Source organism: Anaerobacillus sp. ABD4_527 (assembly GCF_056160805.1).
In genome coordinates this window covers 18,017-41,498 of the sequence record NZ_JBSWXZ010000006.1, presented here as the reverse complement: position 1 = coordinate 41,498, position 23,482 = coordinate 18,017, and the positions used below count along the sequence as shown (strand labels likewise).

The window sequence follows — 23,482 nt, the reverse complement described above, 5'->3', positions numbered from 1 at the left end:
AATCAACAAACACGTAATGAAAATCTCTCTGAAAACATACATATTAAAACAACCCTGAACAAGCAGGTGATCGCACCATGCTAAAGAAAATAGCAGCTGTTTTTGTTGGAAGTATAATGGTCGGAGTAGGAGTCAATGGGTTTCTTGTCCCAAACCATCTCATTGATGGGGGTATGATTGGAATTGGGTTAATCTTCAAATATATATGGGGGTTCGAAACGGGACTCACAATAATATGTTTAAGTATTCCACTTTATGTATATGCCTTCCTTTATTTTCGTCCTTACTTTTATAATAGCCTTCATGGATTATTACTATCTTCTTTCTTTATCGACATCCTTTCTCCTATGCGCCACTCCTTTCAATACCCTTCTTTAATAAGTGCTATGATCGGAGGCTTTTTTGTAGGTTCAGGAATTGGAATTATGCTTAGATATGACACAAGCACAGGTGGGACGGACCTTTTAGCACAGTTTATCGCCAAAATATCATCTCTAAATGTAGGAGTCATTATTTTCCTTATCGATGGACTCGTTATTATTATCGGCTCAAAAACGATTGGTTTAAATTCTACGATGTACTCTGCTATCGCGATCTTGTTTGTTGGAATCGCTACAAGCTTACTCACAATCAAAAAAGAAGCTACATAAATACGCTGACTCCATTAGGAGCCAGCGTTTTTTACTTAATTATTAACTTTTAATACACTCCAGTAGTGTTCACTTAGAACGTCAGCGATGGCTTCAACTGTGCGACTTAGTTCTTCGAGATTGTTATCTACTCCTCCCATTTCGATCAGCATTGCGTTAGGAGAAATGTCCTGGTTATAAACACCATCTACACGCTGTCCTTTCTTTCCGATTACGCCTCTGCTTAGCCCAGGGTACTTTTCTTTGAGAGCATTATGGAGTTCTTTTGCCAGCTTAAGGTTCTTTTCATAGTTTGGATTCTCTTCACCGATGACAAAAACTGTTCTAGCATATTTTTCATTGTTGATGGTTACCGTTGTATCATCCTTCCGTAGAGCATCTCGATGGATATCAATAAACATATCAAAGTCTGAATTACTACTCATAGCCGATTGAACGATGGTCCTCGACACATCGTACGCTTTACCATGTTGCCAACCTTTTTCATTCAATAACGCACCAATATTCGACTCATCGACTACTGTACCGATCCCTCTGTTTTCCAGCGCTTCTCCTAGCATTTTTCCTACGAGAGTTATGTTTGTTTTCCCGTCGTTTGCAAGGTCTCCATTCTTATTGCCTTCGAGGCCTAGCAATGGTAAATATGACTCGTAGCTATGTGAATGATAAATGAATGCGACATCCTTACCGTTCGTCGTTTGAACGGGAGGTGTTACAGGTTTCTTCGGATCTTGGATTGTAAGTTTGTCAGATGGGACATCCCTTTCTATAAGCAGATCATTCAGCGGGGGGACTGACTCTACAGGTAAGTTAGCAAAGCTCGTCCCTTCTCCTGCCACGTGAATCTTCGCATCATACAGAGCAAAACCCGGAAGCTCACTACCAAGGAGACTTCGGATGTCACCTGGTTTGATGCTCGTGATGAACTGAAACGCAACAAGGGATAATGCTGGCGGTTCACTTCCTTCGGGCAGTACTTGCGTTAAATAATGATTTTCCGTTCCCATCGCATAAATGATCGCCTCATTTGAGAAGCTCGTTACCCAATCGTGCATCATCGATGAAGAAAATCGATATTTTGTTTCGGACGAAGAGATAAATCCTGCAACGATAAATAAGCTGATTAAGCTAATGATCATAAGGAATGAAAGTGTTCTAAGCATACTGTTACTAGGATTCTGAAAAAGTTTAGCATTTTGTTTCATACGCTCTCTCCCCCACCGTCTTCTTACTCTATGTCTATGAAATCACCAATTACATTAGAAGATTTTTTTACTAGCAATAGTAGAAACGTATATGTTTCAAAATAGATGCAAAATATATTTGATAATTGAATGTGCGAAAAGTATGATTAAGATAGGATAGGGGAGGTGAACAGAATGGGAAAATCATCGGCGTATATTGCTTCGACAATTTTGTTCCTAGCGATCGTTGTAGGCTTTACATACTGGCTAACAACAACGGAAGAACATGCCGGCTCTGAAGGCGGTCATGGTGAAAAAACGGAAGAGTCTGCTGGAAAAGATTCAGCAGGAGGAGAAGCAGAGAAAATCTACTCTCAGAACTGTGCTTCCTGTCACGGTGGAGACCTTGGTGGAGGAGCAGGTCCTGCACTTAATGCTGTAGGTGGCAAGTATTCTAAGGACGAAATCCTCGACATCATCAAGAATGGTAAAGGTGGCGGAATGCCAGCTGGTTTGATTCAAGGTGAAGAAGCTGAGATGGTTGCCGCATGGCTAGCCGAAAAAAAATAGTATTGTAATAAAAAGCTTTCTGTTTCTTCAACAGAGAGCTTTTTATTATTTCTAAACGATGCTGTATTCAACCTATTTTGAAAGCGCTATTATAGAATAGCTTGAATTCAAGATGTTTTTGTTGAGTTATCACCTCTCGCGGTGTATAATAAAGCTGTAAAACATTATACGAACTATCTTCGGGGCAGGGTGCAATTCCCGACCGGCGGTGAAGGAGCAATTTCCTTAAGCCCGCGAGCCTGTTTTTTGGGCAGGATCTGGTGAAAATCCAGAGCCGACAGTACAGTCTGGATGGGAGAAGATGGTGGAGTAGCAAGCTTTCTATTGAAAAAATAGACGATAAGCTTGCTTATTTCCCCATGCCGACTACCATGAGCCCCATACTCATGGTTTTTTTCGTGCATAGGGCCACATCTCCTTTTCGATGGTTCAAAATCAAAGGAGCAATGTCAAATGAAAACTGTATCGAAGACACAGCGCATGATTGTTGTCGCAATGTTCAGTAGTATCTCCTATCTATTGATGCTACTAGATTTTCCGCTTCCTGGATTTCCTGTTTTCCTTCAGATTGATTTCAGCGATATTCCAGCACTCTTTGTGGCGATCCTTTATGGACCTGCCGCAGGTATACTAGTTGAAGCCATAAAGAACCTTATTCATTACGGTATACAAGGAAGTTTCACTGGTGTCCCTGTAGGTCAACTCGCTAACTTTATCGCAGGTGTATTCTTTATCGTACCGACTTCCATTGTATTCAGGAAGTTTAATCAGACTCAGAAAGGACTTACGATTGGGCTTATTCTAGGTACTCTATTGATGTCAGCAATGATGGGATTGTTGAACTATCTCTTGATCCTACCGGCCTATACGTGGTTCATGGGGTTTGAGGCGATGTCTGACTCAGCTCGTCAAGCACTGGTTCTAAAAGGAATTACACCGTTTAACCTTATAAAAGGTTTCATTGTAGCGAGCATATTCATCGCATTCTTTATTAAGTTAAAACCCTGGTTTGCAAAACAAACGAGGCTTGCCTAATAAATTCGAGCGCGTATCCACACTGGATACGCGTTTTTATTTTGACCCTTTTTCCAATTGAAGGAAAACTACTTTCGTTTGTTGAATACGTAAAAAAAGTAGAAAAGGAGGCTCCTACTATGGTAACCATCGATTGGCTTGAAAAATCGACCATTTTAGATTTACAACAAGCGATGTTTGAAGGGACGACCACATCCTACGAGCTTGTTTGTTTTTACTTAGAACAAATCTCAACGTATAATCCCGAATTTAATGGAGTGTTAGAAGTGAATCCTGATGCCTTATTCATTGCAGAAGGTCTTGACCGGGAACGACATATACAGGGACCAAGAAGTCTCTTACACGGAATCCCTATCCTACTGAAAGATAACATCAATACAGGTGACAACATGCATACAAGTGCAGGTTCTTCTCTCCTTTCCGATTCATTCGGAAGAGATGATGCGTTTCTTGTTAAGAAACTCAGACGTGCGGGAGCGGTTATCATTGGGAAGACCAACATGACCGAGTGGGCAAACTTCATGAGTGACTCGATGCCGAATGGATATAGCTCTAGAGGCGGTCAAGTTTTAAATCCATATGGGCCAGGGTCCTTAGACGTTGGCGGTTCGAGCTCTGGCTCAGCGGCTGCAGTTGCATGCCATTTCGCAACTGCTTCTATCGGTACTGAAACGAATGGATCGATCCTTAACCCTGCAAGCTCAAACTCAACTGTTGGGATTAAACCAACTGTTGGATTGGTGAGTAGACAAGGAATTATTCCTATCTCATCATCTCAAGATACTGCAGGACCCATTACGAGAAACGTTACCGATGCTGCAATTCTATTAGGAATTTTAGCAGGACAAGATGAGAAAGATCCTTCTACTCTTAGTGCACCCTCACAAAGTGACTATACGCCATATCTTTTCAAACCTACCTTTGAAACCATCAAACTTGGCGTAATTAAGAATGGATACTATGACGAAATGCACCCTGAAGAACAAGAGCAGTTTGATTTTGCTATTACAGCATTACAAGAAGCAGGGTGTTCCGTCTCCGAATTTAAAGAGATCGTACCTGATCAAGAAAAACTTGAAAATGACTACAACGTGCTTCTATATGAATTTAAAGCAGGAATCGATGCATACCTTGCTAACGAAACAAGATCTGAAACCAAGCTCAACTTAAATACAATCGTAGACTACAATAATAAGAATGAACAGACAATGAAATATGGTCAGTCACTCTTACTCGAGGCAAACGAAACGAGTGGCACATTAACAGAACCGGATTATTTAAAAAGTAGACTTAACGATATTAAACAAGCAAAAGAAATGGGCCTAGATTCATTGTTTAATAACGAAGGTTTGGATGCGATCGTATTCGGCGGCAGCTATGGATCTACCCTCCCTGCAAAAGCAGGTTATCCATCCATCACTGTTCCAGGCGGGTTTACTTCAAACGGCAAACCGTTTGGGATTACCTTCACAGGACCATCTTTTAGTGAACCTCAACTTATTAAACTCGCTTACACATTTGAACAGCTTACAAAGCACCGTGAAGCACCAAAAACAATTACCAAACCTGTTAGCAACTAAAAAAAGAGTCGGGCAGCAGCCCGACTCTTCTTTCGTTTACTATTCGATTGTTACCCACTTAAGTGTAGAATCTGCACCAAATTTGTGGATATGGTAGTTCTTAACATGATCTTTCATCAAGATTGCACCACCACGCTGGTAAGTAGGAACAATTGCCGTATCTTCTTCGATAAGGATACGCTCAGCTTCCTGCATCATTTCCCAACGCTTCTGCTGATCCGTTTCAACTTTAGCATCTGAAACGAGCTTGTCATACTGTTCGCTAGAGTAATCCATACGGTTGTATGCTCCGTCAGTTTCAAACATGTAAACGTAAGTCATTGGATCTGGATAGTCTGGTCCCCAACCACCAGTTGAGATATCGAAGTCACCTGCATCTTCAAGATCAAGGAACTGCTTCCAAGGCTGTTTGTTGATTGTAATTGTAAGTCCATCTAACTTAGACTCAAACTGCTCTTTTGCGTATTCAGCAATTTTAGAAGCAAGCTCTGAATCAGTTGTTAGGAATTCAAGATCAACTGAATCTTGTCCAATCGCTTCTAGCCCTTTCTTCCAGTATTCAGCAGCGTCATCTGCTGTTTTGTCAGCAAGGTAGCCCTCTGGAGCTGGTGCTCTGAAATCTTCACCATCTTTGAATAAGAAATCTTTTGGAACAAGGTAACGAGCAGCAATTGAACCGTTGTTTAGCAATACGTTTACTAGACCATCACGGTCATATGCAAGGAATAGTGCCTTACGAATGTCATTGTTCGCTAGCGCTTCATTCTTTTGGTTCATACGAAGGAAGAAGATCGCTGTATCAAGAATTGTAGAGAAATCTTCTCTTCCCTGGAACTGATCAACAAAGTCTGCACTTAGACTAGCACGATCGATTTTTCCAGTTTCGTAAAGGTTAACGCGTGTAGCTTCATCTTTAACGATTTTATAGTTTGCTTCTTCAAGCTTTACAGTGTCAGCATCCCAATAGCCGTCGTTCTTAGCAAGCTTCCAACCTTCACCATGGTTCCACTCAGCAAGAGTAAATGGTCCGTTGTATAGCATAGTATCTGCTTCTAGAGCATAGTTTTCACCTTGCTCTTCAGCAAATTTAGAAGGCTGTGGATAGAATGAAGCAAATGTTAGAAGGTCGAAGAAGTAAGGAACCTTCTGAGTAACAGTAACTTCAAGAGTCTTCTCATCTACTGCTTTAACTCCAAGTTCTTCAACTTTACCGTAAAGCGGGTCACCTTCAGTTACGATTTCATTTCCATTTTTGACACCAGCTGTTCCTAGCATTGAAGCGTATCCGCCCAATGTATCAGGATGAATGATCTTCTGCCAAGAGTAAACGAAATCTTCAGCTGTTACCGGTGTACCATCAGACCAATTCGCATCGTCACGAATCGTAAATGTATAAACCGTTTCCCCATCCTTTTCTTCAACCTTAGGCTCTTCAGCAGCCATACCAAGGACAGGTTTATTATCCTTATCTAAACGATATAGACCTTCAAATACCTGGTTCATTACGTTGAATGCTACAGTGTCAGTTGCCTGTGTAGTATCCATCGTTGGGATATCCTGTGTATCCGTAAGATTCAATACCTGTTCTTTGCTTGTTTCTTCAGTGCTTTCTGAATCTCCTGATGCTTTTCCTTCACTGTTTGTATTTCCAGAAGTACTGGAATTACCAGAACAAGCTGCAAGGAAAAGGCTTAACAACATGATGACTGAAAGCAGTAGAGAAAACTTCTTTTTCATTGTTTTACCCCCTATTTGTTTTGCCATCCAGGTAATTGGCTTGATTCCTTTCTTTTCAATATGGAAAAAGGAACGATAATGAGTGCAATAACAGGGAGGTCACCTCACTCATTGCTATGTACGCCTAAACCCATTTCAAAGAATGAAATCCGACTAGTTACCTGAATGTTTAAACTTATTGTAAATTTCAAAAAACTTTCTGTAACCATCCAATTTAGTCAAATTGACACCAACCAATTTGTAAATTTATGTTATAAATTCATGCAAATGGCTTATTCTCCTTATATATCAAGGACTTTTGAGCTAAAAAGTTTTTTAAAAATTTATACAATTTTCTTTAAATTTCTCTATAATAGTGTATGAGGTGATAAAAAATGGCGAGACTCATCCTAGATTTTGATAGTAAGAAGCCACTTTACAAACAAATTGTAGAATACTATCAGAATGCCATCTTGAATGGCTACCTGATACCAGGTACTCTTCTTCCTACCGAACGCGAACTTGCGATACAACTGGAGGTAAACCGGAGTACGATCACGACTGCTTACGCAGAATTAAGAGCGAGCGGTTTAATCACTTCTAAGCAAGGTAGCGGTACGCGCGTAAGCGAAGAAGCTGAAGATCTTCTCCCCAATCACTCGATCACTTGGAACAAATTACGTAATCATCACTTAAACGAAGACAGCTTGGTTTTCAGACAAGTGTACCAATATATGAATGAACCCTCATTTATTAATTTGATGTCAGGCACTGCCGCCTCTGATCTTTGTTTGGCAAAAGAAACAAAGGAATTAATTCCTTTTACAACCGGAGAGAGCAATGGACGATCCGTAACTTCAAGTATTACAAGCTCTTTATGTCAATTCATCGAAAATGAAGCTAACCCGGAAAACATGGTTCTTACTTCTAGCATCGAACAGTCCATACTCATCTCACTCAAATGTCTACTCACACCAGGCGACACCATTGCTGTCGAAGCGCCCGCTAAATTTTCACACATTAATATGTTATTGACTTCAGGTATAAAAGTGATATGGTTCTCAATTGACAACCCTTTGACAGAGCAGCTGTTACGAAAAGAAAAACTTAAACTCGTCATCACGAGCCCACTATACAATGAGAGTAACAAAACATCGACGAGCAAGAAACGAGCGGATCTATTACAATTATGCGAAAGAGCGACTATTCCGATGGTGGAAATTATTGAAGCACCACTACTCATCCATTCTAAAGTCAGTTCTATCCCTACTTACTATGAACTAGCAAGTGATCGTAAATTTGTCATACAAATTGGTCACTTCACTGGGATTGCACCAGGGATTAGCATCGGATGGATCATAGGACCATCTAATGTGAAGCTTCGTCTTCAAGAGGTTCAAATGCAGCTCGGTCTTATCCCACCTCCTGTTCTTTTGGAACTTGTCGATAATATTTTGAGTTCAGAAGTAATGATGTCTCATCTCGATGATGTGTTAATAGAATTGAATGATCGAAGACACCACCTCCTATCGGTAATCGAGCCGTTCTCAGAAAATATTACGATTGTGGAGAAAGGTGATCCTACTTCCCTATGGATCGATATAAAGACTCAGATGCCTGACAAAGAAATTGTTAAAGTATTTCTAGAAGAGCGTTTGCTGATTCTTCCGCATGCTGGAGCCGACGACACCGTACGAATCAAAGTACCCCTCTTCTATGTAGACCGAGAACCATTAATTGAAGGTGCCAGAAGATTGGTTGCTAGTATGAACAAAATTCTTAGGCGAGAGTTGGTACAAGCTTAAGCATTCTTTCACAATAAAAAAGTGTGTTGCTTTTAAAGCAACACACTTTTTTCTATTTCTTTTTCTTCTTCCTCTTGGAATCTTGCGGCTCGCCTAACTCGATACCAGTTCCCTGTCCTTCAGGCTGAGAAGAAGGAAGGCCTGTTGTAGATGGATTTGCTTTTCGCTTTGCCATACGACTCACCTCCACTCATAGCATGTCCGGAGGAGTGGTCTCTTATGAAAGAAGACTATGGAATTCTATGCCCTGTTCGTTCATAAAAACCTCGATTTGGAGTTTATGATGATGATCATGTTCAATAAGTCCTTTTATATAGCTTGTTAAACACAATGGATAATGATCAATATAAAAGGTATGTTCCCATTCTTCTAGCGTAAATTCATTTAACTTTGCTACAATATTACGACGTTCTAAAATACATTCCTCAATCAAATCTTCCATTGATTTACCTGACATCGCATACTTTGAGGCTTTTAAATTGACCGCTTCAACGCTAACTGATGATTTCTTTAACCTCGCTTCTTTCTGAATATAAGGGAGTCGCTCTTCTAACAGGTACGTGTCCCATACACGAAGGTGGGCTACAATTTCTGCAACCGACCACTTATTCGGCTTAATCGGCGTGAAAAAACTATCATCACTTAACGTCTTGACCGTTTGAGTTAACCAGTCTGGTAAAGAAGCATATTGAGCTAAAACAGAACGTTCATCATCCATCATTTTGCTCCTCTCAGCATAAGATTACCTGCGGTGTTGTCTTGTACGATCTCCAGCTAGTTTCTTCCATTTTTTTCGTTCTTCGATTTGAGCCCTCTTATCCGTTTGCCTTTCCAAATAAGCGAGTTCGCGCTCAAATTTCTTGTAATTGTCGAACCGCCTTTGGTCGAGACTTCCTTCTTCAATTGCAGAAAGTACTGCGCACTTTGGTTCCCCGGTATGTGTGCAATCTCTAAAGAAACAGTTTTCAGAAAGTTCTTCTATATCTTGAAAGCTGTTCGTCATGCTGCTCGCATCCCAAAGTTGGAGTTCTCTCATTCCGGGGGTGTCGATCAGTATTCCGCCTGTTTCAAGAACGATTAACTCCCTGCTTGTCGTCGTATGTCTCCCCTTTCCATCTTCGTCTCTGATTCCTTGAACTAGCAGAATGTCACTACCATATAACTTATTGATTAATGTTGATTTTCCTGCTCCAGAAGATCCAAGCAATGCAACGGTTTTTCCGTCACTAACATATTGTTCTAGTGCTTCAAGCCCTTCACCAGTCGATGAACTAACAATGTGAACAGGCACTCCAATCGAAACTTCCTTCACAGTATCAGCTTTTGTCTCAGCATCATCACATAAATCTGCTTTACTTAAAACGATGACTGGGTTAGCTCCACTTTTCCACGCCATGACAAGGTAGCGCTCAATTCTTGCTAAGTTAAAATCTTGATTTAATGCATTTACAAGAAACACAGTATCGATATTTGCCGCTACGATTTGTTCGTCTGTCCTGTTCCCTGCTGCTTTTCTTGAGAATTTTGTCTTTCTTGGTATCAAATCGTGAATAATTGCTCTCTTCTCTTCAAGTAAAAGCGTCGCCATCACCCAATCTCCAACCGCAGGTAATTCTTCTCGCTGATCTGCTTCATAACGGTATTTTCCTGATAGATCTGCAAGAAACACAGTTTCCCCGTTTGAAACCTCATATGAGCCTCGATGCTCCTCGATCACTCTTACTGGTTCTCTTCCTTCAACACGTTTCTCATTAAGCATAGCTTCAAAATAATCGTTCCATCCTAAATTCGTTAACTTCATTAAAATCCTCCTGATTAATAAAAGTAATAAAAAAAAGCCGTTGTTAATCACGGCTTTTCACACATCCCAACACGTGTGGGATAAAAAAACCATGGACATGTACGCGCACAGTCCATGGCCTTATTAATCAAAAGGATCTTCTGAATTATTCTGCCGATCGATTGGACTGTGCACAATATGAAATTACAATGCTCATTTTGTGATTTAACATAATACACAGCCCCTTTCCGTTAGTAGTACACTCATTATATGTTACTTATAATTAATTGTAAATGTTTTCTGAAAGATTAGACCATTTCTACAACAACTGCGATTCCCTGTCCGCCACCAATACAAAGGGAAGCCACACCATACTTACCATTTCTTCGTTTGAGTTCTTTCGTCATGGTATAGAGCACCCTCGTCCCACTTGCTCCAACAGGGTGACCAAGGGCAATCGCCCCTCCGTTCACATTAACAATTGATCTGTCGAGCTCTAGCTCTTTTTCCACAGCTAGATACTGTGCAGCAAAGGCTTCATTCACTTCGACTAAGTCCATATCTTGCATGGTTAAGTTAGCATTTTTTAATGCCGTTTGAATAGCAGGTACTGGTCCAATCCCCATTATGGAAGGATCGACTCCAGCGATGCCCCATGAAACGATGCGTGCTAGCGGGGATAAAGAATGAGAAGATACATAGTCCTCACTAGCTAATACGACAGCTGCTGCACCGTCATTAATGCCACTTGCATTTCCACCAGTAACGGTACCATCCTTTTTAAATGCTGGCTTTAACGTACTTAGCTTTTCTGTTGTTGTACCTTCCCGAATATGCTCATCCTCAGTAACAGTTGTACCCTTTTTCCCTTGAATTTCAACTGGTGCTATTTCTTCAGAGAATTTACCTTGAGCTCTTGCAAGTGAAGCTCTTTCTTGACTTTGTGCTGCGAATGCATCCTGGTCTTCTCGCGTTATCCCATACTTTTCAGCTAAATTTTCTCCAGTCAAACCCATTCCGAATCCAGTGTATTCATCTGTTAAGGTAGCAGAGAGCATATCATCCACTTTTGGGGCACCTAGTTTTGTGCCAAAACGGCTACCTCTTAATACGTGAGGTGATAGACTCATGTTATCTGAACCACCGGCGAGAGCTGTTTCCCCTTCTCCCATCATGATTGACTGTGCGGCGGATATGACTGCTTGCAATCCTGACCCGCATAATCTATTCACGGTTAAAGCAGGACTAGAGATTGGAATACCAGACTTTAATGCAATATGACGAGCAAGATAAGATGCATTGGAAGTTGAATGAATAACGTTTCCAACGACAGATAAGTCGATCTCTTCAGGACTGACCTTACTCTTTTTTAGTGCTTCTTTACTAGCTGTTACGCCTAGATCTGTTGGCGACACGTCTTTTAGTGAACCACCGAATGTCCCGAATGGCGTTCGAGCTCCTTCTAAAATAAACACATCTTTCACACTATCTCCTCCATTCCTCATCTTTATTTTACAAAGGAAGGAAAACGTTTACAAATATTATTGAGCCGTATACCCTCCATCGATTACAGCAGCTTGACCAGTGATTCCTTTCGCTTGGTCACTTGCCAGAAACATTGTATAATCCGCAATCTCTTGAACCGATAACAAGCGTTTTTGCGGAACGAGAGGATAAATGACATCTTCTAATACTCGCTCAAGAGGAACATTCCGGCTCTCTGCAAGGTCCTCTAGTTGACCACGAACTAATGGGGTATCGACATATCCTGGACACACGGCATTTACAGTAATGCCGTGCTCAGCACCTTCTAGAGCAGCAACTTTCGTCAGGCCAATAATCCCATGCTTTGCACTGTTGTATGCTGACTTTCCTGAAAACCCAACTAACCCGTTGATCGACGACATATTGATAATGCGCCCTGTACCTTGTTTCTTCATGATAGGAAAAACGAGTTTTGTCGCAATGAAAGGTGCAACGAGCATTACTTTTGTAAGGAGTTCAAACTTTTCAGTTGGAAAGTCCTCCAAATTGGATACGTGCTGAAGCCCAGCATTATTGATCAGTACATCCACTCGCTCAAATTGTTCTATCGTTTGGTCGAGCATCGCCTGAACTTCTTCTTCCTTCGTTACATCGCATCGAATTCCAAGCGTTACGGCACCTTCTCCACGAATTGTTTCTGCAGCTTCCTTTACCTTCTCCTCATTCAGATCACTTAGAACAACGTTTGCTCCGTGATCAGAAAACACCTTTGCTAACTCTTTACCGATGCCACTTGCTGCTCCAGTGATCACGACTACCTTGTCTTTTACAAACAACTGACTTCCTCCTTTGAATCCTTATATTCCTAATCCAAGACTAAATAAAATGATGGCAATCGCTAAGCCGATCAACGGAACGATTACAGTCAATGCTCCAACTGCACCGTATGCATCCTGGTGTGATTCTCCACAGATCGCTCTGATCGTTGTAACCACATAACCATTGTGTGGAAGAGAATCGAGTGCACCAGAAGAAATCGCGATCGTACGGTGAAGTGCTTCAGGATTGACACCAGCGTCAATATAATGCGGCGCAAGGATCGGCAATGCAATGACTTGTCCACCAGAAGCTGATCCTGTTAATCCCGCGATAACACTTACCGCAATAGCTCCTCCAATCAAAGGACTACCTGGGATACCAGTCATAAAACCAACAGCCGTTTCAAAAGCTGGAACTGCCTTTGCTACTCCTCCAAAGCCAACAACTGCAGCAGTATTACCGATCGCGATCAAGGCACCTAACGTACCATCAGAAACAGCTCGACCGAAGTTCGCAAAATATTTTCTGTTCAACAAATATGTAGCGACGATTCCACCAAGCAGCGCGATGATCAAAGCTGACTGTTTCAAACTATCGTGGAAGATAAACGAGATGATCAATACGATTACAAGAGGAACTAACCCCATCAGTGGATGTGGTAGCGGACGGTCTTCAACCTCAGGATCTTCATCTCTTGCAACGAACTTTTCGCCGTTAGCAACAGCTTTCGAGATCATGCGCTTCAACCACCAGTACCCAAATCCTGCCATAAACAATGCTACGATTAAACTGACTTCCCAGCCTGCATATGGACTTGTATCTAAATATTCGATTGGAATCCAGTTTTGAATCTCAGGTGAACCAGCAGATGTCATCGTGAAAGTTACCGATCCAAAAGCAAGAGCTGCAGGAATGAATCGACGAGGCAAATCTGCTTGTTTAAATAAACTTACTGCCATCGGATATACGGAAAATGCTACAACAAACAAGCTTACGCCTCCGTACGTTAAAATCGCACATGCTAGCACGATCGCGAGTACTGCCTGTTTGATCCCTAGCTTTGCTACGACCCACTTTGATACACTGTCAGCTGCTCCACTGTCTTCCATCACCTTCCCAAAGATCGCTCCTAGTAGGAACATCGGGAACCAAGATGCTACGAATCCTGCGAATCCTCCCATGTAGTTTCCAACAAAATTCGCAGCATCCTCCTCAACGAGTTGAGGAAACAATGGGAGAGCACTCATGATTGCTACAAACAATGCACATAGAGGCGCTACTACTAACAGGTTCATCCCTTTCATCGTAAGGTAGATGAGTAGCAAAAGCCCCCCAATCAATCCAATCATACTTAACATTCTTGTTCCTCCTTCTTAAAATGCGTCATACGCAATATCTGACGCCACTACAAGATCTGTTCCGGTTGAATTCTTAATATCATCTAACGTATAACCTTTTGCTATTTCCTTTAACACGAGACCCTCTTCAGTTACATCGATTACAGCTCGTTCAGTGATAATTCGATCGACGACACCTTTACCTGTTAAAGGCAGTGAACATGACTTAACGATTTTCGGTGCGCCATCTCTGTTCACGTGTTCCATAATGACCGCGATTTTCTTTGCACCATGTACAAGATCCATTGCGCCGCCCATACCTTTAATCATTTTGCCTGGAATCATCCAGTTCGCTAAATCACCAGTCTCTGAAACTTCCATTCCTCCTAGAATGGCTAAATCAATGTGGCCACCGCGAATCATTCCGAACGATTCAGCACTGTCAAAAAACGAAGCACCTGTTATCGCTGTAACCGTTTCTTTACCAGCATTGATCAAGTCAGGATCGACTTCTCCTTCTTTAGGATAAGCGCCGATACCGAGCAGCCCATTCTCTGATTGAAGAACAACCTCTTTATTATCTGAAATATGATTGGCAACTAGCGTCGGCATGCCGATACCGAGATTGACGTAGAAACCGCTTTCAATTTCTTGTTCAGCTCTTCTAGCGATACGTTCTCTTACATTCGTCTTTGTTGTACTCATTTCATCACCCCTTGCTCTTCACGTACAGTGCGACGCTCTATACGTTTTTCTTGCTCTGCCTCTAACAATGCTTGAACATAAATACCTGGCGTATGGATTTGATCTGGATCAAGTTCGCCTGTCGGTACGATTTGTTCTACTTCTGCAAACGTAACCTTTCCTGCAGCTGCGATCATAGGGTTAAAGTTTCTTGCTGTTTTGTTGAACACAAGGTTCCCCATCTCATCTGCTATACTCGCTCGTACAAGGCTGTAATCGGCATGCAGAGCATGTTCAAGGACATATTCCTTATCATCGAATATCCTTGTTTCTTTCCCTCTTGCTACTTCAGTTCCTACTCCAGCCGGTGTATAAAACGCTGGGATTCCTGCACCTCCAGCTCGAATCCGTTCAGCTAGCGTCCCCTGTGGAATCAGCTCTACCTCAAGCTCCCCAGAGAGAACTTGACGTTCGAACTCCTTGTTTTCTCCTACATAGGAACCGATCATTTTCTTAATCTGCTTTTTCTTTAACAAGAGACCAAGTCCCCACTCATCTACACCACAATTATTTGAGATAACCGTAAGATCTTTAACACCAGATTCCACTAAACCAAGAATCATCTGTTCTGGTATCCCTACGAGACCAAATCCTCCTACCATAATCGTTGAACCGTCTTTAATATCCTTTATTGCTTCATAACCACTGCCATACTGTTTCTTCATGACTCCAACTCCTTTCCCATTCACATAAACCGTTGCAAGTATCGTGCCAACTTTTATTTTTCGAAAAATACTGACAGCGCTTACTTTAAAGCATTCGATCCATTCATACGTTTCCGCATTTTCGGAATTTCAGAGCATACGCATTGAGAAAAATGCATCAAACCTCATCTATATCTGTCAAAACAGAAAAATTCCGCAAAAACGGAATTATTTCCGGTTTTGCGGAATCGCTTAAAGGTCGTATTTTTTTATCTTGTCATATAAGCTCGTTTTCCCTATTCCTAGAATTTTTGCTGCTTCGATCTTATTATCGGAACATTTAACAAGCGTCTTTCGAATTGCTTCCCTCTCTGCTTCTTCTAGTACATCCTTTAATTTTCGACCAGCTGACACGATCGTTTTTTCTTCTGTTAAATAATCTGGTAAAGCATCCACATCGAGCGTTTCATTTCTTGTTAAGTGAACTGCTGCTTCAAGTGCATTCTCAAGTTCCCGAGCGTTACCGGGCCAGTTATGTTGAAGAAGAAACCTCATCGCTTCTTCCTCTATCCCAAGTACTCGCTTCCCAGTTTTTACAGAGATCTTCTTTACGAACAATTCTGCAAGAGGCGTTACATCCTTAAGTCGATCTCGTAAAGGAGGAATAAATAGCTGGATAACATTAATTCGATAAAACAGATCTTCTCGAAACCTGCGTTCCTCTACCATCGCTTCGAGCGGCCGATTCGTCGCAGCGATTATTCTTACATCTACTTTCTTTGAGCGAAGACTACCGACCCGCTCCACTTCTCGATCTTGAAGAACCCTTAATAATTTCACCTGCATATTTACGGGCATATCACCGATCTCATCGAGAAAAATCGTTCCGTTATTCGCAAGTTCAAATTTCCCTGGCTTCCCGCCTTTTTTCGCTCCAGTAAAAGCCCCTTCTTCATATCCGAAAAGCTCTGATTCAAGAAGCTGATCTGGAATCGCACCGCAGTTCACTTTAACAAAAGGCCGATTGCTTCGTTCGCTTAGCTGGTGGATACTGTGAGCAAAGAGTTCTTTACCCGTTCCACTTTCCCCGCGTATGAGCACAGACACGTTCCCACTCGCAATTTGCTTAACTTTGTCCTTTAAGCTTTGTATGGAGTCAGAAACGCCTGCGATATCTGAAAGAGAATAGCTTGCACCATTTTCTTTTGCAGTACCACTTCGATAATATTCAAGCTCTGAAAGCAGTCCCTTCACATGCGTGTTCATCTGTTTCCATTGCTCCGTATCACGAAAGATCACCGTTCCCACAGCTCCGATGAGTTCATCATGATGATAGATCGGGACTCTATTGGCAATCATGTAGTTTCCACGGATGTATTGGAGATCAGCAAGTTCGAGCTCGCCTGTTCTTGCTACGATATGCATTCGGGTATTCTCGATAACATCAGTTACATGCTTTCCAATGACTTCTTCACTCTTTACTTCTAAAAATTCGCAGTACGTTTTATTCATATAATCGATTAAGCCATCGGTATTTACCACAACGATCCATTCGTAAGCGTTATCAATAATCTTCTCTAAGATGTTGCACTTGATCGTAAGCTCACCAGGGTTCAATTTAGCCACTCCTCTTTCCCTATCATTCTCTTATTGTACCATCTCTCTTCCTCTTAAAATCAATAAGACTCTTGTGGTTGCACAAGAGCCTTACCGTTACTTACGTCTATTTTTCGCATCGAGCAATCTGGACATCCGATCACTGTTTGACGATTCTTGTTTTTTAATAGGCAGCTCTTGCCTTTTCTTCTCATTCTTTGTAACGACTTCCTCTGGTGGATCAACTTTAGAAAAAGTTTTCTTCGTAGAGCTAGTTTTTGACGCTGTTTTTAACCGTTCTAATTTGCTCGTGCTTACTTGTGTTTGAGGTCGATCCTTTTTCAATTGCTTATTCTTCAAGTTGACTTTTTTGAGACCAAAACGACGAATGGCAACATCTGCAATGAATAAGAGAAGTGCGAGTAACAGCAGATAATTCCAAATAGGCTTTCGATCGTACCCAACAGGTGTATTTCGTTCAAACACATTATCATTATCAGAGAGCACGCGTCCATTTCCTGCCTCAGCAATCGCTTCAAGCTTCTTTTGGTCGAGATTCACTGGACGGTACTCCTCCTTGTATGGAAGGGCGAATCCTGTTTGATAAGCGTCGGTTACTTCGCCATTTTCTTGCTGTTGAATTTGAGCAAAGTAAACACCTGTTTCTCCTTTAAAAGTTAATTCATATTCTCCAGGTGCAGTAATGTTAAATTGTGATGGTACTTCGTTACCTCCTGAATCTAGTATTTTTACACTTACTTCTCCTTTAATGTCATCATAAGATGTAATAGAAACAGTTGACTGATCCCCTTGTTTAGCGGTCTTCAATTCAAACGCACTACCTTCATACTGTGGAAGGGTGGATGTCACCATATTGTTCCAGAAAGCGGACCACTGCTTCCAAGATGGCCAATTACCAGACCATTCACCGCTAAGATCACTCGTCCAGGCAATCGTCTTACCAAGACCGTATTGCCACCTTGCAAGGACTGGATCTTCCTTCTCACTCTGAAGAAGAACAGATGCCCTCCCTTTTGGTGTCGTAGCAATGTAGGCATTCATTCTTGGTACCCCACCTTCAAGGAACGACTGCAATTCATTTCCCGTCAAAACCGGGAAGAAAGGGTTGTCTTCAATATACGTCCTTGTCGTTAACGCTGTTTCTCTTGCTAATATACTAGGAATCGTTGATGGATCTTCAACGTCATAAAAACGTCCTTCTCCGTAGCCAGCGATTTCTTCGAGAAGCGCTTTATCCGAATCAGTTCCGATTGCAACAGTCGAAAGTGAAATATCGCTATTTTCTGAGGCGTTTATCATCGTTTCATAATCAGGTCGATTGCTTGCCTGTCCATCAGTAAGCAAAATGATATGCTTCCGTTTTAATTCGAGAGGAGACAATGTTTCATAAGCAAGTGAGAGTGATGTAAAAATTTCGGTCCCTCCTCCTGAGGTGAGACTCGATACTTTTTCGATCACACTCTTCTTATCCTCGATCGGCTTCGTTTCAATGATTTCCCACGGACGATCGTCGAAAGCGATAAACCCAAACGTATCCCTCTCTCTTAGCAGTTCCACAGAACGAGCAGCTGCTTCTTTTGCAAGATCGAGCTTGTACCCTGACATACTTCCTGAACGATCTAGTACCATGACCATGCCGAGCGATGGAATTTCTTTTTTACCCTTCACGTCCATATCAACAGGAAGAATCTTTTCAATCGGCGTTTGAAAATACCCACCTAATCCGAAGCTATTCTTCCCACCTGTCATGATGAAGCCTGTACCAAAGTCTCTTACAGCCGACTCGATCATTGTCATTTGTGCTTCACTCACCTGTGTTCCGGACACATTCGCAAAGATGATAGATTGGTATTCCGCTAGACCAGTGAGAGTAGTCGGAAGAAATTCAGGGGTAATTTGCTTTACAGATAGATCAGTAGAAGCTAACGCTGCTACCGCATTATCTCCTTCGCCTGCTTCGCCTTCGACCACTAAGATTTTAGGCGTACCTTTTACGACTGAAATTCCGTACGCTTCATTATTTTCAGGAATCGTGTCATCTGGTGCAGTCACTTCAGCTTTGTACTCCTTGAAACCCGCTTCTGAAATCTCATCGTTAAACGTGAACCGATTGATGCCAGCTTCGAGCTCCACTTCTTTATCTATGATTTGTTCGTTTCCTCCATAGATTCTTACGTTGCCTATCATCTTTTCGTTACTTTCAACATTAAGCTCAAGAGTTGCCGTCTCTCCTGTATACACCTTATCTGGAACACGAAACGACGTAATCGCAGCATCTTTTCTTGATTCAGGATCAAATGCTTTTACGTCTACAGTGATGCCTTGCCTCGCTAATTCTTCTGCACGTGCTACTGCATCATGTACCGTTTCGTTTCCATCCGTTAACAGAACGACCCTCGATCGATGTTCCGTGTTTAGTAGACTTCCACCAACACTAAGACCACTAGCAAGATCTGTAGCACTGCCATCGGTCTCAGCAAGAAATTCAATCTTCTGCTTCTCATAACCATTTAAATTTCGTTCAACATTCACATCTGATCCAACGGTTACGACACCAAACTCATCATCAGATCGACTGTTTTCAAGTGAGCTCTGAATATAGTCCATCATCTCTTCACTTTGGTTCTTTTGACTATCAGATCTGTCCGCGACAAAAATGGTTGAAACCTCTGTAACAGGCGTTACGATTTGCATCCCAGCAAGTGCAAAGATCAAGCAAATAAATTGTAGAGATCTGAACGAAAGTAAAACCCACTCTTCAGTAGTAGATCGCATTTGTTTCCAGTATAGAAATAACGATAGTCCGACGAGGAAGAAGGTGAACAGCCATAGAGGTTGATCAAAATGCATGCCCACGACGATACACCTCCCATTCGATCAATAAAATGAGAAGCCCTAAACCAGCGAGCACATACCACCATTCAATCTTACCCGACTCTGTAACTGCTTTCGTTTCTTCTCCTAATGCGAAAGACTCGCTACTTATTGGTGACCGTTCATTCGAAGGCAGAGTTACAATGAAGCGCTTCTCTTGAAAGCCATCTGTTCGTTCCTCAACGATGGTATACAAGTCAGGTTGATAAGGAGCAGGTTGGCTCCACTCGTCCGTACTTAAATCTCCCAAATGACTTCCTTTACTATCTTCTAATACCGCACCTTTCGTTGTTGATGAATACGGTAATTCGATTGTTTGACCTGGGGAATAAGAACCAAGAAAATGTTGATCTTCACTCACAAATTGAATCGCGTTTTGTATAAAGATTGGAAAACTAGGATGCAATGGCCAATCAGAATCTTCGATATCGAATGAAGCAAACATCATCGGTCTTCCCTCGAGTTTCCCGCTGAGCAACACAGGAGTATCACCGCTAGTTACGATTGGTTCGAGTGGAATTGAAGTCGGATATGCAGCGTTCAGGTAAACATCTTCCATACTCACATATTCCAATACAGCCTGGTCTTTACTCGACAGCGTCTTTTCAAGTTCAATTTTCTCTTTCACTTCATAGCCATTGGAATTCTGAATCATAGGAGAAAAGAGTAAGATCCCTCCTGATTCCGGCCAATCTTCACGTGCTACCCCGTTCAACACGTAAATAGCATCTTCACGTTCAGGATATGAAAAAGAATCGCCTTCAATGGATAACGTGACCGGACTATACCCTAGCAGCATGATGGCTCGTTTTATAAAAGGAGAGACGTCACCAGCTAGATAGACTTGAGGCGCAGCCTCTACCTCTGAAAAGGTATAGAGGGTATTGTCGACCTTGTAATCATCTTCGTTCTTAATCTGTGCTTTAAAATAGGTACCCTCCGGTAATCCATCGAACTGAAACGTGAATGACTCTCCTGAATTCACCTTTTCATTTTTTGTTTCGATCAATGACTCATCTTCAGAATAAACCGATAAACTGACAGTTGACGCTTCCGGCATTTCATTCTTCACTGTAGCCGTTGCTTGATCGTTCTTCACTCCAAAGGTTCGTAATGATAGATTCTTCACTTTACCACCAATGTTTTTAACTACAACCTGGTGTTGAACATCGCTAACCTCATTCTTTTTCACGTCATCTGAGAATACGTATACACTTCCCTGTTGATTCGCTATGTACGATGAAGCAAGGCTAATCGCTTCTTGTATGTTTTCTTCTTCATAAGTTAACGAGAGCTCTTCGACGATCTTTTTCATTTTTCGTTTGTCCGTTTCTTTTGCAAATATCATTGTAGGTACTGCCCCTGAAGTGACCATCGTTAAGCTCTGATCATCTCCAAGGGTGTCTATTAAATCGAGTACTTCTTTCTTTGCTTGATCAAACTTCGTCTCCCCTTCACCTGCAGACATTGTAGCCGACGTATCGAGTACGACTGCCCCTGTTTCACCTGATAGGCGATCTGTCGTAACGAAAGGCCTCGCGAGTGCGAGAACGATGAGTAGGATAAACAAGAGCTGCAAATAAAACAATAGGTTTTGCTGAAGCTTTTTCCACCATTTAGAGGCCTGCCACTCCTCAATCACTTGATTCCACAGGAAAGTAGATGGCACTCGAGTTTTATCAAATTGCTTTCGAAATAAGTAAAATACAATAATTACAGCTATTAAGCTTAACAGCCATAAAAAAGAGGGTACCAATAACCCCATGTCATCACCTCACAAAATCCAGCCTTTCCTACGAAAATCACGAAACACTACGTTGTCGATCGCCTCAGAAGTTGAACATGTCACAAAACTGATCCCACGCTCCGAACAAAACTGAGCGAGATCATGCTGATGAGACTCAAATCTTTTCTGATAAGAGCGTAGGACATTCTTACTCATCGAGACGTTTGTTTCTGTAGAACTTTCACTATCGATCAGTTTCAAGTCTCCTTTATAACTAGGGTTTACTTCTTCCTCTGACAGCACTTGCACCAATCGCACCTGTTGTTTTTGTGCTTGAAGTCGCTTCAGAGTTAATTGAATCTCTTCTAATGGCTCCATGAGATCGCTGATCACGATGGAAATCCCAGTCTTTTTCGGAAGCTTACGAACAACGTCTTTCATAAAAGATTGCGTTGCTCTTTCCTCTAAGTGATTAAGAGACGCAACATAGTTTAGAAGTTTCGTGCTATACGCTCGTCCCTTACGAAATGGAAAAGAGGGTATCTTGTCACCGACCGGATGAAGACAAACTCGGTCATCTCCGCATACCCCCATATATCCGAATGCTACCGCGAGAGCTTGAGCATACTCCCTTTTTCCTTTGTCCAACATAACGGAAGAGGTAGAATCTAAATAAATGGAAATCAACAGCTCCTGTTCATCCATAAACCTCTTAATATAGTGACGCTTTGTTCTGGCATAAGCATTCCAATCGATTTGTCGCAGGTCGTCCCCTGGTGAATAAAGGCGATAATCGGAAAATTCGAGAGACGTTCCTAGCTTCGTAGATTTTCTTTCCCCTCGATGAGACCCTTTTGCTACAATTGCAGTTTGAATTCTATGTTTAGGTAATCGTTGAAGGAACTGTGGAGATAATAGTGTCATCTTTCTTCTAATCCTTTAATCACTTCCATAAGAAGATCATCCGTCACAATCCCTGATGCTTCCCCCTCAAAATTCAGGAAGACTCGATGCCTTAGAACCGGTATAGCGACTTGTTTAATATCTCCGATCGACACATTAGCCCTCCCCGCTAAAAGCGCCCTTGTTTTTGCAACCTTGATGATTCCTTGAAGACCACGTGGTCCTGAACCGTATCGCACATATTGTTGAACATCCTCAGGTGCTCCTTCTTGATCTGGATGTGTATTCATAACGAGTGAGACTGCGAAATCCATGATGCTATCAGCTACAAGAACGTCGTTCGTGAGGTTTTGAACATCTACTATAAACTGACCGTCTACAACCTTTTCGAGTTTTACATGATTCCCACCCGTTGTTCGCACCGCAATCTCTTTCAACTCATCTCGTGAAGGATACTCGACGTCAATCTTAACTAAGAACCGATCCATCTGTGCTTCTGGTAGTGGATACGTCCCTTCAAGTTCGATTGGGTTTTGTGTAGCTAAGACAAAAAATGGACGAGGAAGTTTTTTCATTTCTCCCATAACGGTTACTGTTTTTTCCTGCATCGCTTCTAGTAATGAGCTCTGAGTCTTCGGTGTGGCACGGTTAATTTCATCAGCTAACACGATATTTGAGAAGATGGGTCCTTTATGAAACGAGAAAGATTGTCCTCCCTTTTCATCAGGTTGAATCATCATCGTACCCGTAATATCCCCCGGCATTAAGTCAGGCGTATACTGAATCCTAGAAAAATCCAAATCCATAATATCTGAGAGCGTTCTTACGAGCATCGTCTTTCCTAAACCAGGCAAGCCTTCAAGCAACGCATGCCCTCCAGAAAAGACCGTCCAAAGAACCTGCTCGATCGTCTTTTCTTGCCCTACAATAAACTTACCAAGCTCTGCTCGAATCTCTTCTACTCTCTCTCTGGTGTACGATAGTTTATTTTCCTGTGTTTTTAATTCGACCAC

The 23,482-nt window shown here is 41.9% G+C and carries 20 protein-coding genes and 1 riboswitch; of the genes, 5 read left to right on the top strand and 15 right to left on the bottom strand.

Annotation, left to right across the window (positions count from 1 at the left end; genetic code table 11):
* Window positions 1-77: 77 nt before the first annotated feature.
* On the top strand, window positions 78-650 hold the full coding sequence (locus tag ACXAHI_RS19400; protein ID WP_474850668.1) for a YitT family protein: 573 nt from the start codon (window positions 78-80) through the stop codon (window positions 648-650).
* Between the two features lie 35 nt (window positions 651-685).
* Here the strand turns inward: ACXAHI_RS19400 and spoIIP are convergent, their stop codons facing one another.
* Window positions 686-1,855: a stage II sporulation protein P gene (spoIIP, locus tag ACXAHI_RS19395; RefSeq protein ID WP_474850666.1), complete on the bottom strand. Its 1,170-nt coding sequence runs from the start codon at window positions 1,853-1,855 to the stop codon at window positions 686-688.
* 174 nt (window positions 1,856-2,029) lie between these two features.
* Between spoIIP and ACXAHI_RS19390 the strand changes: the two genes are divergently transcribed.
* The 3 genes from ACXAHI_RS19390 (at window position 2,030) to ACXAHI_RS19380 (ending at window position 5,019) form a co-directional block, all read left to right on the top strand.
* Window positions 2,030-2,404: a c-type cytochrome gene (locus ACXAHI_RS19390; RefSeq protein ID WP_474850664.1), complete on the top strand. Its 375-nt coding sequence runs from the start codon at window positions 2,030-2,032 to the stop codon at window positions 2,402-2,404.
* Between the two features lie 171 nt (window positions 2,405-2,575).
* Window positions 2,576-2,711: riboswitch (FMN riboswitch) on the top strand.
* A 146-nt stretch (window positions 2,712-2,857) separates the two neighbouring features.
* Window positions 2,858-3,439, top strand: coding sequence for an ECF transporter S component (locus tag ACXAHI_RS19385; protein ID WP_270182579.1), 582 nt, complete (start codon window positions 2,858-2,860; stop codon window positions 3,437-3,439).
* A gap of 119 nt (window positions 3,440-3,558) precedes the next feature.
* Window positions 3,559-5,019 carry an amidase family protein gene (locus ACXAHI_RS19380; RefSeq protein ID WP_474850661.1) on the top strand — a complete coding sequence of 487 codons (1,461 nt, stop codon included), beginning with the start codon at window positions 3,559-3,561 and terminating at the stop codon, window positions 5,017-5,019.
* Window positions 5,020-5,058: 39 nt separating this feature from the next.
* Here ACXAHI_RS19380 and ACXAHI_RS19375 read toward each other — a convergent pair whose 3' ends face one another.
* Complete coding sequence (locus ACXAHI_RS19375; RefSeq protein WP_474850659.1) at window positions 5,059-6,756, bottom strand: peptide ABC transporter substrate-binding protein; 1,698 nt, start codon at window positions 6,754-6,756, stop codon at window positions 5,059-5,061.
* A 374-nt stretch (window positions 6,757-7,130) separates the two neighbouring features.
* Here ACXAHI_RS19375 and ACXAHI_RS19370 point away from each other — a divergent pair, with 374 nt between their 5' ends.
* A complete protein-coding gene (locus tag ACXAHI_RS19370; RefSeq protein WP_474850657.1) occupies window positions 7,131-8,540 on the top strand; it encodes an aminotransferase class I/II-fold pyridoxal phosphate-dependent enzyme in 1,410 nt (469 codons plus the stop codon).
* 52 nt (window positions 8,541-8,592) lie between these two features.
* Here the strand turns inward: ACXAHI_RS19370 and ACXAHI_RS19365 are convergent, their stop codons facing one another.
* The 13 genes from ACXAHI_RS19365 to ACXAHI_RS19305 all read right to left on the bottom strand — a co-directional run bounded on the left by ACXAHI_RS19365 (window position 8,593) and on the right by ACXAHI_RS19305 (window position 23,482).
* Window positions 8,593-8,715, bottom strand: coding sequence for a YuzL family protein (locus tag ACXAHI_RS19365; RefSeq protein WP_270182575.1), 123 nt, complete (start codon window positions 8,713-8,715; stop codon window positions 8,593-8,595).
* A 42-nt stretch (window positions 8,716-8,757) separates the two neighbouring features.
* On the bottom strand, window positions 8,758-9,258 hold the full coding sequence (locus tag ACXAHI_RS19360; RefSeq protein ID WP_474850655.1) for a DinB family protein: 501 nt from the start codon (window positions 9,256-9,258) through the stop codon (window positions 8,758-8,760).
* A 24-nt stretch (window positions 9,259-9,282) separates the two neighbouring features.
* Window positions 9,283-10,341 carry a ribosome small subunit-dependent GTPase A gene (gene rsgA, locus ACXAHI_RS19355; RefSeq protein WP_474850653.1) on the bottom strand — a complete coding sequence of 353 codons (1,059 nt, stop codon included), beginning with the start codon at window positions 10,339-10,341 and terminating at the stop codon, window positions 9,283-9,285.
* Between the two features lie 287 nt (window positions 10,342-10,628).
* Window positions 10,629-11,804: an acetyl-CoA C-acetyltransferase gene (locus ACXAHI_RS19350; RefSeq protein ID WP_474850651.1), complete on the bottom strand. Its 1,176-nt coding sequence runs from the start codon at window positions 11,802-11,804 to the stop codon at window positions 10,629-10,631.
* Window positions 11,805-11,861: 57 nt separating this feature from the next.
* Window positions 11,862-12,641 (bottom strand): 3-hydroxybutyrate dehydrogenase, encoded by a 780-nt coding sequence (locus ACXAHI_RS19345; protein WP_474850649.1) that lies wholly within the window; start codon window positions 12,639-12,641, stop codon window positions 11,862-11,864.
* A gap of 21 nt (window positions 12,642-12,662) precedes the next feature.
* The gene (locus ACXAHI_RS19340; protein WP_474850647.1) at window positions 12,663-13,982 is read right to left on the bottom strand and encodes a GntP family permease; all 1,320 of its coding nucleotides are present in this window, start codon (window positions 13,980-13,982) and stop codon (window positions 12,663-12,665) included.
* Window positions 13,983-13,997: 15 nt separating this feature from the next.
* The gene (locus tag ACXAHI_RS19335; protein ID WP_474850645.1) at window positions 13,998-14,666 is read right to left on the bottom strand and encodes a CoA transferase subunit B; all 669 of its coding nucleotides are present in this window, start codon (window positions 14,664-14,666) and stop codon (window positions 13,998-14,000) included.
* Window positions 14,663-15,370, bottom strand: coding sequence for a CoA transferase subunit A (locus tag ACXAHI_RS19330; RefSeq protein ID WP_474814073.1), 708 nt, complete (start codon window positions 15,368-15,370; stop codon window positions 14,663-14,665). The genes ACXAHI_RS19335 and ACXAHI_RS19330 overlap by 4 nt, the downstream gene beginning before the upstream one ends.
* A 231-nt stretch (window positions 15,371-15,601) precedes the next feature.
* Window positions 15,602-16,966, bottom strand: a complete 1,365-nt coding sequence (locus ACXAHI_RS19325; protein ID WP_474850709.1) for a sigma-54 interaction domain-containing protein — start codon at window positions 16,964-16,966, stop codon at window positions 15,602-15,604.
* Between the two features lie 96 nt (window positions 16,967-17,062).
* On the bottom strand, window positions 17,063-19,816 hold the full coding sequence (locus tag ACXAHI_RS19320; protein WP_474850707.1) for a VWA domain-containing protein: 2,754 nt from the start codon (window positions 19,814-19,816) through the stop codon (window positions 17,063-17,065).
* Window positions 19,806-21,605, bottom strand: coding sequence for a vWA domain-containing protein (locus tag ACXAHI_RS19315; protein WP_474850643.1), 1,800 nt, complete (start codon window positions 21,603-21,605; stop codon window positions 19,806-19,808). Before ACXAHI_RS19315 ends, ACXAHI_RS19320 begins: the two co-directional genes overlap by 11 nt.
* A gap of 9 nt (window positions 21,606-21,614) precedes the next feature.
* Complete coding sequence (locus ACXAHI_RS19310; RefSeq protein ID WP_474850641.1) at window positions 21,615-22,490, bottom strand: DUF58 domain-containing protein; 876 nt, start codon at window positions 22,488-22,490, stop codon at window positions 21,615-21,617.
* Window positions 22,487-23,482, bottom strand: a complete 996-nt coding sequence (locus tag ACXAHI_RS19305) for an AAA family ATPase (RefSeq protein WP_474850639.1) — start codon at window positions 23,480-23,482, stop codon at window positions 22,487-22,489. Before ACXAHI_RS19305 ends, ACXAHI_RS19310 begins: the two co-directional genes overlap by 4 nt.